The following is a 14,135-nucleotide window of genomic DNA, read 5'->3' as shown; positions in this document are numbered from 1 at the left end:
ATCGCAAGGAGTCGACCGTGTCCGCAACCCAGCCTCCCTCCACTCCCGGCCGGCCGACGTCCGGTTCGGCCACGCCCAAGCTGCGTCCGGTCTCCGACACCGACGTCCGCATCGAGTACCACACGATTCACGGCTACCGCCGCGCCTATCGGATCGCCGGCCACGGACCGGCATTGCTGCTGATCCATGGCATCGGCGACAACTCCTCCACGTGGAAGGAGATCATCCCGATGCTCGCCCAGCGCTACACCGTGATCGCACCCGATCTGCTCGGGCACGGTCGCTCGGACAAACCACGCGCGGACTACTCGGTGCCCGCCTTCGCCAACGGCATGCGTGATCTGCTCGTCGTCCTCGGCATCACCAAGGTGACGGTCGTCGGGCATTCGCTCGGTGGCGGTGTCGCGATGCAGTTCTGCTATCAGTTCCCGCGATTCGTCGAACGACTCGTCCTGGTCGCTGCCGGCGGCGTGACACGTGAGGTCAATCCCGCGCTACGCCTCGTCACCCTGCCTGGGGTCAGCGATGCGCTCACATTGCTGCGCATCCCCGGCGTGATGCCCACACTCAATGGGATCGCCCGGACGCTGGTCTCCCTGCCCCATGTCCCCGGTGTCCCGACGGGCATCTCGCCGCGGCGAGCGCTCAACGACCATGAGGATCTGCTGCGCGTACTCGGCGACCTGGCCGACCCGCACGCCTCGGCGGCGTTCGTCCGAACGCTGCGCGCAGTGGTGGACTGGCGCGGGCAGGCGGTGACGATGCTCGATCGCTGTTATCTGACCGAGCGGCTACCGATCCTGTTCGTGTGGGGCGAGTTCGACACCGTCATCCCCTACGACCATGCGCTGATCGGGCATGCCGCGATTCCGCATTCGGAGCTGGCCACCTTCGACGGGGCAGGTCACTTCCCGTTCCACGACGATCCCGAGCGATTCGTCCAGGTGGTGACCGGCTTCCTGGAGCGCACCACACCAGTGGTGTTCGATCCACAGAACTGGCGGTACCTGATGTCCACCGGCGGTGCCCGAGCCGAGGAGTTCGTCGGTGACGAGCAGACCGTCGGAGCGGTGCTCGAAGCGATGGAGAACGAGCGCAGCGCCACCTGAGGTAATGCCCGACTGAAGCAGCTGCGGGCCCGGACCGCCGCGGGGGCGGACTGCGGGGTTCGGACCGCGGGGTTCGGACCGCGGGGTCGGTCGAGGGGACGACGTCGCTACCCGCGCTGCACACAACCGTGAGAGCATGTTCGGCATGAGCTACCCGCAATACCCAGGCAACAACGGCACCCCAGGTCAGCAGCCCTATGGCGCGGCGCAGGCACCCGGCTTCGGCTCCCAGCCCGGCTACGGTTCACAACCCTACGGCGCCCAGCCCGTCCCGGCCCCGTACCCGGGCTACGGCAGCGCACCCGGCTACGGCAGTTTCAACGTCGACCCGGTCACCGGCGAACCGTTGTCGGACAAGAGCAAGATGACCGCCGGTCTCCTGCAACTGTTCCTCGGCGGCTTCGCGGCCGGCCGTTTCTATCTCGGCGACACCAAGACCGCCGCAATTCAGTTGTGCGCCAATATCGGTGCCTGGCTGCTGATCATCGTGGGCTTCATCGTCATCGGCGTGTCCGCCGGCGGCAACTCCGGGGGCGGTGCCGCCTTCGGCGTGCTCATCATGCTCCTCGGCTGGCTGGTGGCCCTCGGCGTCGGCATCTGGATCCTCGTCGACGCCATCCGGATGTTCACCGGCAGCGTCCGCGACCCGCAGGGGCGCAAACTGCGCGACTGATCCCGCCGACCCCGATGCGCCGGCCGGTGATTCGTGCCGGCCGGCGCGCGAGGGTCAGTCGCCGCAACAGCCCTCGCCCACCGGTCCCGACTCCACGCCACGCCGCACGTCGCGCGTGACGGTGTTGCGGGCCGCGAGTTCGTCGTCGGCGGGATAGTCGACCCCGACGAGGCACAGTCCGCGGGCCTGCGCGACCGGCACCTGACTGCTGCGTGCGCGCTCGGTCAACAGCGCCGCACACCAGTCGACGTCGCGGCGGCCGTCACCGACGCAAGCCACCGCGCCGACCAGCGAGCGCACCATCGACCAGCAGAAAGCATCCGCGCTCACCTCACCGATCAGCACCCCATCGGCATCGCGATCCCAGTGCAAGCACTGGAGATCGCGAATGGTGGTCGCACCCTCGCGGCGGCGGCAAAACGCCGCGAAGTCGTTGAGCCCCACCAACTTCTGCGATGCCGCATTCATCGCGCCGACGTCGAGCGGACGCCGCCACGTCGCGGTGATGCGCGCCAGCGTCGGCTCGGCCCCGAAGCGCGCGTCGGCGAGCCGGTAGCGGTAGTGGCGGCGCAGCGCCGAGAAGCGTGCATCGAAGTGCGCACTGACCGGCGTGGCCGTCTTGATCCGGACATCGTCCGGCAACATCTTCGCGAGCCTGCCGACCAGCGGATCGGGGTCGCCACCGAGGCTGCGGGTGGCCAGTGCCGATCGTGGGATGTCGGCATGGCAGACCTGTCCGGTCGCATGCACACCGGCATCGGTACGCCCGGCAACGGTCAGCCGGACCGGCACCCGCAGCACCGTGGCGAGCGCGTCCTCGATGGTTCCGCAGACGCTGCGCTGATCGACCTGGCGCGCCCAGCCCGCGAAACCCGTTCCGTCGTAACCGACGTCGAAGCGGAGACGAACGAACCCGCCGTCACCGGTATCGGTGGCGGCGGGTTCGTGCGGCGATGTGTGGCTCAGTCGTCCGACTTCTTCTCGGTCGAGCTGTCCACGTCGGCACCTTCGGCTTCGGCGTCGGCGACGGTCGCAGCCGTCGACTCCTCGTCGACGGCCTCGGCCACGGCCTCGGCGTTGGCCTTCTCGGTGTCGTCGGCGCCGGCCTCGACCGCCTCGACGATGTTCCCGTCGGCGGGCTCGGTAACGGCGGCCTCGGTGCCGGCGAGCTGGTCATCGGCGGCCTTGCGCGACGCGGCGACGCGGGTGGCGCGATCGGCCTCGGTGGACGCAGTCGACCCGGTGACGAGTTCGATCACGGCCATCGGGGCATTGTCGCCCTTACGCGGCAGCGTCTTGATGATGCGGGTGTAGCCACCATCGCGATCGGCGAAGCTAGGGCCGATCTCCTCGAACAGGACATGCACGATGTCCTTGTCGCGGATGACCTTGAGCACCTCACGGCGGTTGGCCAGCTTGCCGGTCTTGGCGTGGGTGATCAGTTTCTCGGCGTACGGACGCAGGCGCTTGGCCTTGGCCTCCGTGGTGGTGATGCGGCGGTGCTCGAAGAGCGAGGTGGCGAGGTTCGCCAGGATCGCCTTCTGGTGGCTCGCCGACCCGCCGAGGCGGGTACCCTTTGTGGGCTTGGGCATTGTCTTCTCCTAGAAGGACTCTCCCATCGCACGATGGAAGAAGTCAGGGTTGGCGCGCAGCGACTACAGCTGCTCGGTCTCTGCGAAATCCTCACCGGTATCACCGTCGAACGACACGTCGTCCGACCACGTTCCGGTCGCCGGGTCATATCCGGCCACCTGCGACGGGTCAAAGCTCGCCGGGCTGTCCTTGAGGGCCAGGCCCAGAGCGTGCAGCTTGACCTTCACCTCGTCGATCGACTTCTGCCCGAAGTTACGGATGTCGAGCAGATCCGACTCCGTCCGCGCCACCAGCTCGCCGACGGTGTGCACGCCCTCGCGCTTGAGGCAGTTGTAGGACCGAACCGTCAGGTCGAGATCCTCGATCGGCAGGCTGAACGACGCGATGTGATCGGCCTCGGCCGGGCTGGGCCCGATCTCGATGCCCTCGGCCTCGACGTTGAGCTCCCGGGCCAGCCCGAACAGCTCGACCAGGGTCTTGCCCGCCGACGCCAGCGCGTCACGCGCACTGATCGAATTCTTGGTCTCCACATCGAGCACGAGCCGATCGAAGTCGGTGCGCTGCTCGACACGGGTGGCCTCGACCTTGTAGGTCACCTTGAGCACCGGCGAGTAGATCGAGTCGACGGGGATGCGGCCGATCTCGGCTCCCGACGCCTTGTTCTGCACGGCAGGCACATAGCCGCGGCCCCGCTCGACGACGAGCTCGATCTCGAGCTTGCCCTTGTCGTTCAGGGTGGCGATGTGCAGATCCGGATTGTGCACGGTGACACCGGCGGGGGGCACGATGTCGGCGCCGGTGACGGTGCCCGGACCCTGCTTACGCACGTACATGGTGACCGGCTCGTCCTCTTCGGAGCCGACCACGAGGCCCTTGAGGTTCAGGATGATGTCGGTGACGTCTTCCTTGACTCCCGGGACGGTGGTGAACTCGTGGAGCACTCCGTCGATGCGGATGCTGGTGATCGCAGCACCCGGGATCGAGCTGAGCAGGGTACGGCGCAACGAGTTGCCGAGGGTGTAGCCGAAGCCGGGCTCGAGCGGTTCGATGACGAACTTCGACCGGTCCTCGGCAATGATCTCCTCGGTCAGTGTGGGTCGCTGTGAGATGAGCATTCTTGGATTTCTCCCTATGGCCGACCGCTATATGACGGCCTAGAAGTGGACCGAGCAGCAGTGGTGCTGCTTGGCTTTGCTGGTTTCCCGATCCCCCGGTCCGCCCAAACGCAACAACGCGGGCCTTCCGGGGGACACGGGGGGCGGAGCCCCCGTGCGAGGACTACTTCGAGTAGAACTCGACGATGAGCTGTTCGGTGAGCGGAACATCGATCTGCGCGCGCTCGGGCACGTTGTGCACGAGGATGCGCAGCGTCGACGGAACCACCTGCAACCAGCCCGGGACCGGACGATCGCCGACGAGCTCCTTGGCGATCTGGAACGGAGTGGTCTGCAGCGACTTCGGCCGGACATCGATGATGTCGTACTGGCCGACGCGGTAGCTGGGCACATCGACCTTCACACCGTTGACGGTGAAGTGGCCGTGGTTGACCATCTGGCGTGCCTGACGACGCGTGCGGGCGATGCCTGCGCGATAGACGACGTTGTCCAGACGCGTCTCGAGGATGCGCAGCAACTCGTCACCGGTCTTGCCGCTGCGGCGGTTGGCTTCCTCGTAGTAGCGACGGAACTGCTTCTCGAGCACGCCGTAGCTGAAACGGGCCTTCTGCTTCTCCTGGAGCTGCAGCAGGTATTCGCTCTCCTTGATCCGCGCGCGACCGTGCTGGCCGGGCGGATAGGGGCGACGCTCGAACGCCTGGTCGCCTCCGACGAGGTCGACGCGCAGACGACGGGACTTCTTTGTGGCGGGGCCGGTATAACGTGCCATTTTTCTAGTTCCTCCCTTTCCCGCTAGACCCGACGCCGCTTGGGCGGACGGCAACCGTTGTGCGGCTGCGGGGTGACATCGGAGATGGTGCCGACCTCGAGGCCGGCGGCCTGCAGCGACCGGATCGCGGTCTCACGACCCGAGCCCGGTCCCTTGACGAATACATCGACCTTCTTGACGCCGTGCTCGGCGGCCTTGCGCGCGGCGTTCTCGGCCGCGAGCTGGGCTGCGAACGGGGTGCTCTTGCGCGAGCCCTTGAACCCGACGTGTCCCGACGATGCCCAGCTGATGACATTGCCGCCGGGGTCGGTGATGGAGACGATGGTGTTGTTGAACGTCGACTTGATGTGTGCGTTGCCGTGCGGGACGTTCTTCTTATCGCGACGGCGAGTGCCCTTCTTGGGGCCTGCGCTACGTGACTTCGGAGGCATTACTTCTTCTTCCCGGCGATGGTCTTCTTCGGGCCCTTGCGAGTGCGGGCATTGGTCTTGGTGCGCTGTCCACGGACGGGCAGGCCACGACGGTGGCGCAGGCCCTGGTAGCAGCCGATCTCGATCTTGCGACGGATGTCGGCCTGCACCTCGCGGCGCAGGTCACCCTCGACCCTCACCGAGGCTTCGATGTACTCACGCAGTTTCGCGACGTCTGCGTCGGTGAGATCCTTGGCGCGCAGGTCGGGGCTGAGCCCGGTGCCGTCAAGAATCTCTTTGGAGGTGGTGCGACCAACTCCATAGATATAGGTCAGTGCGATCTCCAGCCGCTTCTCGCGGGGGAGATCCACACCAGCAACACGTGCCATGTGGCGGTTTCCTTTACTTCTCAGAGGTCTTCTCCCGGTCCGTCCCGTTTGCTTTCGGGCTCCGGCCTCTGAACCGGAGGTGGGCACCGACCCGTTTGTCGGTGCTGGTGCCGGGAGGGCTTCAACTGTGTTGTCGGAACAACACCTGTTCAGCTCTGCGGTCTGTCGTATTCAGTTGTGTTCTCAAGCGACTGTGTTCTCAAGCGATCCGATGTGAGCGCAGATCAGCCCTGGCGCTGCTTGTGGCGCAGGTTCTCGCAGATCACCATGACCCGTCCGTTACGGCGGATCACCTTGCACTTCTCACAGATCGGCTTGACGCTCGGCTGAACCTTCACGTCAATCTCTCCTGCGTTGATCGAAGGCGGCTTACCGTGAGGAGTCGCCTTCGCCGGCTCCCTGGCGGTCGCCAGGGAGTGCGTGGGTGTAGCAGTCGCGTTACGGTGACATCATTCGACATCGGCACCGCGATCGAGTTCGGACGCCCGCGCCCGGAACAAATCCGGAACAGGACACAGAGACGCTCGGCGCTACACGCACCGACGGTCCATAGTACCGTTCGTGCCGGTCAGCTCCAAAACCGCGCGCCGCGGGCGCGAATGTGCACCCGCTCGGCCGGCGTCGGGACGTGGACGAGCCGGATCCAAAAACACCCCGGCCCGCGCCCGAGAGCACGAGTCCGAGGTGAGTCGGGAGTTGTCGAGTTTACTTGTAGCGGTAAACGATCCGTCCGCGACCGAGGTCGTAGGGCGAGAGCTCCACGACAACTCGGTCCTCGGGGAGGATGCGGATGTAGTGCTGCCGCATCTTGCCGCTGATGTGGGCGAGCACCTTGTGGCCGTTCTCCAGCTCGATGCGAAACATCGCATTCGGCAGGGGTTCGACCACTCGGCCCTCGACCTCGATGGCCCCGTCTTTCTTCGCCATGTCCTCCGCGATCCTAGGTCGCGCCCGATGGGCGCGTTACCCGGTTGAATTCGTTGTTCTCTCTGGGCGTCTCCGACCGGAGACTGCACTACCGGCTCACCACGATCATCACGCCGCAAGGAGCGGGTGGAGACGTTGGTGAGGCCGACGCATGAAGTGCACCGCTTATCGATGTTACGCGAACTGCGAGAACGCTCCAAACGAGGACCTGCCACGGTTGCCTGCTCGCACCCCGCTGCCACAGTATTGAGACATGCGCGCCTTTCTGATCCAGAGCGCCCTGAGCGGTTTCGCCCTCTGGATCGCGACACTGATCGTGCCCGGCCTCGACTTCTTGTTTCCCGACGACGCGGGTTTCGGGATCAAACTCGGGATCGTGGTCCTGGTCGCGCTGATCTTCGGGGTCATCAACGCATTCATCAAACCGATCGTGCAGATCTTCGCCATCCCCCTCTACATCCTGACGCTCGGCCTGATCCACATCGTGATCAATGCCTTGATGCTCGAGCTCACCTCGTGGATCACCCACAACACCACCGGTTGGGGGCTACAGGTCGATCACTTCTTCTGGTCGGCGATCCTCGGGGCGCTGGTGATCTCGGTGGTCAGCTGGCTCATCTCGATGATCCTCAAGGAGCCGGTGCAGTAGCGTCAGGAGCCGGCCGCGATGATCGCCGCCAGTTGCTCGGTCGGACTGTTCGAGCCCAGAACCTGGATGGCCACGTGATCGGCGCCGGCTGCCAGATGCTCGTCGACCTGTGCCCGAATCCGTGCGGCATCCCCGTGGGCGACCAATGCGTCGATGAGCCGGTCGCTTCCGCCGTCGGCGATGTCGGTGTCGGAGTAGCCCAGGCGCTTGAGATTCGAGGTGTAGTTGCGCAGATGCAGGTACGGGTCGTCGACCGGCGGGCGGCCCACCGCACGAGCCGCAGCGGGATCGGTGTCGAGCACGACCTTGTGCTCCGGCGCGAGTAACACGCCCTCCCCCAGCACCTTCCGGGCCTCGGCGGTGTGGGCGACCGGGACCAGATACGGATGCGCGCCCAGACTGCGCTCGGCCGAGCACCGCAGCATCCGCGGCCCGAGCGCCGCGAGCAGTCGGCGGTTGACCGGTACGCGGGCGTCGTCGAGGGCGTCGAGGTAGTTTCCGACGGCCTCGAACGGGGTCGTGTACTCCGCGGTGGCCTCCGGGTGACCGGCCCCGACCCCGAGGTAGAAGCGGCCGGGAAAGTCCTGCTCGAGCTCGTGGAATTCACCGGCGATCGCCCGCGGGTCGGTATTCCAGATGTTGACGATGCCGGTGGCGACGGTGATGTTCTCGGTGGCCTCGAGAACCTTGCGGACCGGCCGTAGATCGGTGGGCGAACCGCCCAGCCAGATGGTGCCGTAGCCGAGGCGTTCGATCTCACGAACCTCATCGGCGGAGAACCGGCCGAACCATCCCCACACCCCGTGGCGCCCGAATCGCTCGATGTGCGCGGTCTTGTCCGAATCGGTCATGTGCTGGCCAACCTCAACGGACCCCTTCCCTATTCCGGGTGGCGCACGCGTCCCTGGCAGACGGCGAACTCAGCCGCGCGACCGATAGCGTGGTGTCCATGCGTGCAGTGATCCAGCGGGTGTCGGCGGCGAAGGTGGTCGTCGGCGGCGAGACGGTCGGCGAACTCGGACTCGCCGACGGCCGCCAGGGCATCGTCGCACTGATCGGCGTCACCCATGACGACTCCCGCACGCAGGCGAACGCGCTCGCCGACAAGATCTGGCGATTACGCATCTTCGATGGTGCCGGCGACACGCGGGAGGTCGCAGCCGCCGACGTCGATGCACCGATTCTCGTGATCAGCCAGTTCACGCTGTACGCCAACACCGCCAAGGGCCGCCGCCCCTCGTGGAATGCCGCCGCCCCGGGCCCGGTCGCCGAACCGCTCGTCGAGGCCGTCGTCGACGCCCTCCGCACAGCCGGCGCAACGGTCGCCACCGGACGATTCAGGGCACACATGCAGGTGCAGCTGGTCAACGACGGGCCGGTGACGATCAGCCTGGAGGTGTAACCAGGTGGGCCGGTGTCCTAGTCGAGCAGGCACCAGGAGCGACCGGCGCGGCGAGCATGCCCGATGGAGGTCTGCCGATCGCGGCCGGCCGAGGTGATCACCACCGCCGCAGTGGCGCGGTCGCCTGCGATGTGAACCGAGGCGACGTCGACCGTCAACTGCAGATTTCCGCCCGAGCGGCCAACGGAGTACTGCTCGGCGCGATCGAGCAGATCACGAAGTCCTTCGGATTCCGGACAGACCAGGGCCTTGGCCCTGGGCACGTCGCGCGCGTTGAGGGCGGCCGCGTAGTCCTCGATCGTCGTGCGCACCGCGCGCTCGTCGGCGGCCGGCGACGGCTTTCCGCTCGCAGCACCGGAGTCATTGAGCACCACCAGAATTGCCGCGAGCGCAGCCATCGCGGTCATCAGCGCGCCGACGGCAACGATCCACGGCACCGCCGTCATGCGCAACGGCATCCGCCCGGGCTGCGCGCCGTCGCCGGCTCCACCGGCCTCCGGGAACCCACCCGTCGGGTACGGCTGCGGAGCCGGATGTCGAGGGCGATAGGACTGCGGCAAGTACGGCGCCGGCTGCGGTGCCATGGGCGCACCGCCCACCGGCTGCCAGTACTGGTCCTGCCCGTACTGGTCCGGCCCGTACTGGTCCGGCCCATACCGGCTTCGGGCCGCAGCCGGACCCGTTGGCGTCATCTCGGTCCCCCGATAGGTCATGTCAGCCCCCCGCATAATTGGTGCGATTCACCATAAACCGACATACCGCTGACGCGCGTCAGTCCATCCACAGCAGGTGCCACCACAGATATTGGGCGCGGCCTCGCGGTGGATGGCCGGCGACGCCGAGCGCCGGATTGCCGGTAAGTTGGCGGCCATGGGACGTATCACCGCACGACGGCGCGTGATACGCGTGCGCCACGGTGAGTCCGACGCCCGGGCCGACATGCTGGCGGTCGAAGAACCCTTGGAGATCCGGGTCGGTGGCCGGCCGCTCGTGGTGACCATGCGGACCCCCGGCCATGACGTCGAATTGGCCGCCGGTTTCCTCGTGTCGGAGGGCGTGATCGCCGGTGCGCACGACATCGCGGTGGCGCGGTATTGCGCGGGTGCCACCGAGGAGGGCACCAACAGCTACAACGTCCTCGACGTCACCCTCGGCGCGGGAGTGGCGGCTCCGGCCCCGTCGCTCACCCGGCATTTCGCCACCACCAGCGCATGCGGCGTCTGCGGCAAGGAGAGCATCGAGTCGGTGACAACGATCTCCCGGTTCGGCGTCGCCGACGATCCGCTGTGCGTGGACGCCGACACGCTGCTCGGGCTTCCCGAACGCCTGCGCGCCGGGCAGCAGGCGTTCGCCAAGACCGGAGGCCTGCACGCGGCCGGACTGTTCGACGGCCACACCGGCGATGCGCTGGTGATCCGGGAGGACGTAGGACGCCACAACGCGGTCGACAAGGTCGTCGGCTGGGCTCTGGCGCAGGACCGACTTCCGTTGCGCGGCAGCATACTCCAGGTATCGGGCCGGGCAAGTTTCGAACTCGTCCAGAAGGCCGCGATGGCGGGTATCCCGATGCTCTGCGCGGTATCGGCGCCGTCGTCACTGGCCGCCGACCTCGCCGAAGCGCAGGGCATGACCCTGGTCGGCTTCGTCCGGGGCGACTCGATGGTCCTCTACACCCGCGATGATCGGGTGCGCCTGCAGCAGAGCCGATCAGCGGCCGCGCCCACCGTTGCGCGCGGCCGCTGAGGGCCCCGATACCGGCGCCGTCAGTCGAGCCGCAACCCGGTGTCGCCGTCGAACCAGTGGATCTCCTCGGGCACCGGCACCAGGCCGATCTGCTCGCCGACGACGAAGCTCTGCCGGTGACCGGCGCGAACCACCACCCGCCCGTCGCGTAGCGGTACATCGACTGCGCCATAGACGAATTGCTCGGCACCGAGCTCCTCGATCAACTCCACCCGGGCGGTGACCGATCCGGGCGTGCCCGGTGTCGTGAGTTCCCACGCCTCGGCGCGCAACCCCGCGACGACCCCCCGGCCCGCCCCGTGGGGCACCCGCAGCCGCGCTCCACCGAACTCGGCGAACCCGCCGTGCGGTTCGAGATCGGCCAGACACATCTGTGGTGTCCCCATGAATCCGGCAACGAACACGTTGGCCGGGCGCCGGTAGATCTCGCGCGGCGTCGCGACCTGCTGCAGCACACCGTGATCGAGCACCGCCACCCGACTGCCCATGGTCATCGCCTCCACCTGATCGTGGGTGACGTAAAGGGTGGTGGTGCCGAGTTCGCGCTGCAGCGCCGCGATCTGGGCCCGGGTGCTCACGCGCAGCTTGGCATCCAGATTCGACAACGGCTCGTCCATACAGAACACCTTGGGCTGCCGCACGATCGCCCGGCCCATCGCCACGCGCTGACGCTGACCACCCGAGAGCTTGGCCGGCTTGCGGTCCAGAAGGGCATCGAGTTCCAGCATGGTCGCGACCTCGGCCACGCGAGCCGCGGTGTCGGCCTTGCTCATCCCGGCGTTACGCAACGCGAAGCCCATGTTGTCGGCGACGGTCATGTTCGGATAGAGCGCGTAGTTCTGGAACACCATCGCGACGTCGCGCGACTTGGGCGGCAACCCGACGACGTCGGTGCCGTCGATGAGAATGGCACCGGACTCCACTGATTCGAGTCCGGCCACCATCCGCAGGCTCGTCGACTTGCCACAGCCCGAGGGGCCCACCAGCACCATGAACTCGCCGTCGCCGATCTCGAGTTCCAGCGCATCGACCGCCGGCCCGCCGTCGCCGAATCGCTTGGTGGCCTTGGCATAGGTGACCGACGCCATTACTTCGGGAGCTTCGGCTGGATCTGGGTGGTGTAGATCTGCTGGATCTGCTTCTGGGTGTCGGCCATGGTCGCGGCTACATCGGCATTCTGCAGACCGAACTTCTCATACGCCGTGCCGATGACCTTGTCGCCGCCGGGTACGAACACCCGGGCGTAGTTCTGCGGCTTGGTCTTCGGCAGTTGCTCGATGGCGGTTCGGAAGTTCGGGTTCGTCGTCAGGAACGACACCATCGACGGATCGGTCAGCGCCGCCTTGCGCACCGGCATGTAGCCCACATTCTGCGAGAAGTACGAGGTGTTCGCCGTATTCGTGATGAAGTCGATGAACTTCAGCGCATTGACCTTGCGCTCCTGTGAGTTCCGAGCCGGAATCGCGAGTCCCGCACCACCAGTGGGACATCCGGCAATCCCGCCCGGCGCGGGCAGAAAGGCTGTTCCGAAGCCGAACTTGGCGTCCTTGGTGATGCCGGACAGGTCGCCGGTCGAGGCAACGGTGGAGGCGATGAGTCCTGCACTGAAGTCGCCCGCGATGTCGTTGGAGATTTTCGCGTAGTGGTCCTTGTTGATCGAGTCGCTCAGATACTGCGCAGCAGCAACGGTTTTCGGGTCGGTGAACTTCAGGTCCCACGCATCGGAATAGGCACCGCCGAAGGTCCAGGTGGGTCCCTGGAACGTCCAGCCGAGGTAGTCGACGGCGTTGCCCCAACCGTGCGCGGACTTGCCGGAGCCCACCGCGGACTGGATGCGCGGTCCCCACTCACCGAACTCCTGCCACGATGCGGGACCGCGATCGGGCAGACCGGCCCGCGACCACGCATCCTTGTTGTAGTAGAACAGCGGCGTGGACCGGGCGTACGGCAGCGCCCACGTCTTGTTGTTCCACTTGTAGTCCCCGACAAGGGAATCGACGTAACCCGACGGATTGACCCCGGCCGCACCGAAGAGATCGTCGAGGGGGGCGATCGCACCGATCAGCGCGAAATTGAACCACCAGACGTCGCTGAGGATGATGATGTCGGGCAACGCGCCGCCCGACAGTGCGGCATTGAACTTCTGCGCCGCCTCCTCGTAGTTCTTGCCCGCATCGATCAGCTGCACCTTGATGTCGGGATTGGCGGCCTCGAAGCGCTTGATGAGCTCACGTTCGACCTCGGTCGACTTGCCTGGATGGCTCGACCAGAACGTCAGGTTCTTGGGGTCGCCGCCCCCACTGTCGGAACTCCCCGTTCCCGCACACGCGGCCACCGCCATTCCGGCAGCCAGCGTCACCCCGGCGGCGAGAAAGCCGCGTCGCGAGATTTCGACCATTTCAGTTCTCCTTGTTTTCCGAACAGCTTTCATGGACACCACGGGTGCGGTGTCCACCGTCTGGTGTGGTGGGTCAGCCTTTGACAGCGCCCGAGGTCAGGCCCTTGATCATGTGGCGTTGTAGCACCAGGAACACGATCAGCATCGGCAGCATCACCAGGACGGTGGCGGCCATGACCGGGCCCCAGTTGGTGACGCCGTCGTTGTTCTGCAACTGGGTCAGCCCCACCGGGAGGGTGGCGACGCTGTAGTCGTCGGACATCAGGAACGGCCACAGGTACTCGTTCCACTCGTTGACGAGTGTGATGAGCGCAAACGCCACCATCGTGGGGATCGACACCGGCAACACCACGCGGGTGAGCAACCGGATGTGCCCGGCCCCGTCGAGGCGGGCGGCTTCGATGATTTCCGGCGGAATCGACAGAAAGTGGTTGCGCATCAAGAACGTTCCGAATGCCACCCCCGCCAACGGCACGATGATGCCGGCGAAGGTGTTACGCAGTCCGAGTTGGGCGACCAGCGAATAGTTGGTGATGACGGTGATCTGGTTGGGAACCATCAGCGCCGCGATGATCACCAGGAACACGATGTTCTTACCCGGGAATCGCAGGAAGACGAGGCCGTAGGCACTGAGGACGCCCAGCACGAATTTGATCGCACCCAGCACCGCGGTGACGATCAGGGAGTTGCGCAGGAACAGCCAGAACGGCACCGACGTGGTCGCCTCGCGATAGTTCTCGGGATGCCATGTCGAGGGCCACCACACCGCGGGCTGCACATAGATCTCCGAGCGGTCCTTGAACGAAGCCAGCAGAATCCACACGAGTGGCACCGCCACGACCGCCAGTGCCACCAGCATCGCAAGGTAGCCGAACGTTCGGCCCGCGATGAGTCGACGCCGTTGCGTCACCGCCATCGGAGATCGTGGTGATCGCGGCGCGGCCCGATCGCGGTGACC

General features: G+C 66.3%; 18 protein-coding genes. 5 read left to right on the top strand and 13 right to left on the bottom strand.

Annotated elements, in window-relative coordinates; all coding sequences use genetic code 11:
• Nucleotides 1-17: 17 nt before the first annotated feature.
• Both ACLQ3C_RS08040 and ACLQ3C_RS08035 read left to right on the top strand, forming a co-directional pair.
• Nucleotides 18-1,109, top strand: a complete 1,092-nt coding sequence (locus tag ACLQ3C_RS08040; RefSeq protein ID WP_425704525.1) for an alpha/beta fold hydrolase — start codon at nucleotides 18-20, stop codon at nucleotides 1,107-1,109.
• A 145-nt stretch (nucleotides 1,110-1,254) separates the two neighbouring features.
• The gene (locus tag ACLQ3C_RS08035) at nucleotides 1,255-1,782 is read left to right on the top strand and encodes a TM2 domain-containing protein (RefSeq protein WP_425704524.1); all 528 of its coding nucleotides are present in this window, start codon (nucleotides 1,255-1,257) and stop codon (nucleotides 1,780-1,782) included.
• Between the two features lie 54 nt (nucleotides 1,783-1,836).
• On the opposite strand, the gene truA is transcribed toward ACLQ3C_RS08035, so the two are convergent.
• The 8 genes from truA to infA all read right to left on the bottom strand — a co-directional run bounded on the left by truA (nucleotide 1,837) and on the right by infA (nucleotide 6,985).
• Nucleotides 1,837-2,748 (bottom strand): tRNA pseudouridine(38-40) synthase TruA, encoded by a 912-nt coding sequence (truA, locus tag ACLQ3C_RS08030; RefSeq protein ID WP_425704651.1) that lies wholly within the window; start codon nucleotides 2,746-2,748, stop codon nucleotides 1,837-1,839.
• Nucleotides 2,745-3,374: a 50S ribosomal protein L17 gene (gene rplQ / locus ACLQ3C_RS08025; RefSeq protein WP_425704523.1), complete on the bottom strand. Its 630-nt coding sequence runs from the start codon at nucleotides 3,372-3,374 to the stop codon at nucleotides 2,745-2,747. The genes truA and rplQ overlap by 4 nt, the downstream gene beginning before the upstream one ends.
• Nucleotides 3,375-3,437: 63 nt before the next feature.
• Nucleotides 3,438-4,490 carry a DNA-directed RNA polymerase subunit alpha gene (locus tag ACLQ3C_RS08020; RefSeq protein WP_425704522.1) on the bottom strand — a complete coding sequence of 351 codons (1,053 nt, stop codon included), beginning with the start codon at nucleotides 4,488-4,490 and terminating at the stop codon, nucleotides 3,438-3,440.
• A gap of 163 nt (nucleotides 4,491-4,653) precedes the next feature.
• Nucleotides 4,654-5,259 (bottom strand): 30S ribosomal protein S4, encoded by a 606-nt coding sequence (rpsD, locus tag ACLQ3C_RS08015; RefSeq protein WP_425704521.1) that lies wholly within the window; start codon nucleotides 5,257-5,259, stop codon nucleotides 4,654-4,656.
• A 23-nt stretch (nucleotides 5,260-5,282) separates the two neighbouring features.
• Entirely contained in the window at nucleotides 5,283-5,690 is a 408-nt protein-coding gene (rpsK, locus tag ACLQ3C_RS08010) for a 30S ribosomal protein S11 (protein ID WP_425704520.1), read from the bottom strand.
• Nucleotides 5,690-6,058, bottom strand: a complete 369-nt coding sequence (gene rpsM, locus ACLQ3C_RS08005; RefSeq protein WP_425704519.1) for a 30S ribosomal protein S13 — start codon at nucleotides 6,056-6,058, stop codon at nucleotides 5,690-5,692. Before rpsM ends, rpsK begins: the two co-directional genes overlap by 1 nt.
• Nucleotides 6,059-6,282: 224 nt before the next feature.
• Nucleotides 6,283-6,396: a 50S ribosomal protein L36 gene (gene rpmJ, locus ACLQ3C_RS08000; RefSeq protein ID WP_005207978.1), complete on the bottom strand. Its 114-nt coding sequence runs from the start codon at nucleotides 6,394-6,396 to the stop codon at nucleotides 6,283-6,285.
• Nucleotides 6,397-6,763: 367 nt separating this feature from the next.
• Nucleotides 6,764-6,985: a translation initiation factor IF-1 gene (gene infA, locus ACLQ3C_RS07995; protein ID WP_005187701.1), complete on the bottom strand. Its 222-nt coding sequence runs from the start codon at nucleotides 6,983-6,985 to the stop codon at nucleotides 6,764-6,766.
• Nucleotides 6,986-7,238: 253 nt separating this feature from the next.
• Between infA and ACLQ3C_RS07990 the strand changes: the two genes are divergently transcribed.
• Nucleotides 7,239-7,634 carry a phage holin family protein gene (locus ACLQ3C_RS07990; protein ID WP_425704518.1) on the top strand — a complete coding sequence of 132 codons (396 nt, stop codon included), beginning with the start codon at nucleotides 7,239-7,241 and terminating at the stop codon, nucleotides 7,632-7,634.
• Between the two features lie 2 nt (nucleotides 7,635-7,636).
• On the opposite strand, the gene ACLQ3C_RS07985 is transcribed toward ACLQ3C_RS07990, so the two are convergent.
• On the bottom strand, nucleotides 7,637-8,485 hold the full coding sequence (locus ACLQ3C_RS07985) for an LLM class F420-dependent oxidoreductase (protein WP_425704517.1): 849 nt from the start codon (nucleotides 8,483-8,485) through the stop codon (nucleotides 7,637-7,639).
• A 98-nt stretch (nucleotides 8,486-8,583) separates the two neighbouring features.
• Between ACLQ3C_RS07985 and dtd the strand changes: the two genes are divergently transcribed.
• On the top strand, nucleotides 8,584-9,036 hold the full coding sequence (gene dtd, locus ACLQ3C_RS07980; protein ID WP_425704516.1) for a D-aminoacyl-tRNA deacylase: 453 nt from the start codon (nucleotides 8,584-8,586) through the stop codon (nucleotides 9,034-9,036).
• Between the two features lie 17 nt (nucleotides 9,037-9,053).
• Here the strand turns inward: dtd and ACLQ3C_RS07975 are convergent, their stop codons facing one another.
• On the bottom strand, nucleotides 9,054-9,749 hold the full coding sequence (locus ACLQ3C_RS07975) for a hypothetical protein (protein WP_425704515.1): 696 nt from the start codon (nucleotides 9,747-9,749) through the stop codon (nucleotides 9,054-9,056).
• Nucleotides 9,750-9,906: 157 nt separating this feature from the next.
• Between ACLQ3C_RS07975 and fdhD the strand changes: the two genes are divergently transcribed.
• On the top strand, nucleotides 9,907-10,779 hold the full coding sequence (fdhD, locus tag ACLQ3C_RS07970) for a formate dehydrogenase accessory sulfurtransferase FdhD (RefSeq protein WP_425704650.1): 873 nt from the start codon (nucleotides 9,907-9,909) through the stop codon (nucleotides 10,777-10,779).
• A 20-nt stretch (nucleotides 10,780-10,799) separates the two neighbouring features.
• Here fdhD and ACLQ3C_RS07965 read toward each other — a convergent pair whose 3' ends face one another.
• The 3 genes from ACLQ3C_RS07965 to ACLQ3C_RS07955 form a co-directional block, all read right to left on the bottom strand.
• Nucleotides 10,800-11,867, bottom strand: a complete 1,068-nt coding sequence (locus ACLQ3C_RS07965) for an ABC transporter ATP-binding protein (protein ID WP_425704514.1) — start codon at nucleotides 11,865-11,867, stop codon at nucleotides 10,800-10,802.
• Complete coding sequence (locus ACLQ3C_RS07960) at nucleotides 11,867-13,177, bottom strand: ABC transporter substrate-binding protein (protein ID WP_425704513.1); 1,311 nt, start codon at nucleotides 13,175-13,177, stop codon at nucleotides 11,867-11,869. Before ACLQ3C_RS07960 ends, ACLQ3C_RS07965 begins: the two co-directional genes overlap by 1 nt.
• A gap of 73 nt (nucleotides 13,178-13,250) precedes the next feature.
• A complete protein-coding gene (locus ACLQ3C_RS07955; RefSeq protein WP_425704512.1) occupies nucleotides 13,251-14,093 on the bottom strand; it encodes a carbohydrate ABC transporter permease in 843 nt (280 codons plus the stop codon).
• Between the last annotated feature and the right edge of the window lie 42 nt (nucleotides 14,094-14,135).

Origin of the sequence: Gordonia sp. DT30 (assembly GCF_049844915.1) — a bacterium.
Taxonomy (GTDB): domain Bacteria; phylum Actinomycetota; class Actinomycetes; order Mycobacteriales; family Mycobacteriaceae; genus Gordonia.
Note: the sequence above shows the minus strand (reverse complement) of the source record. Positions and strands in the feature narration are given on the sequence as shown.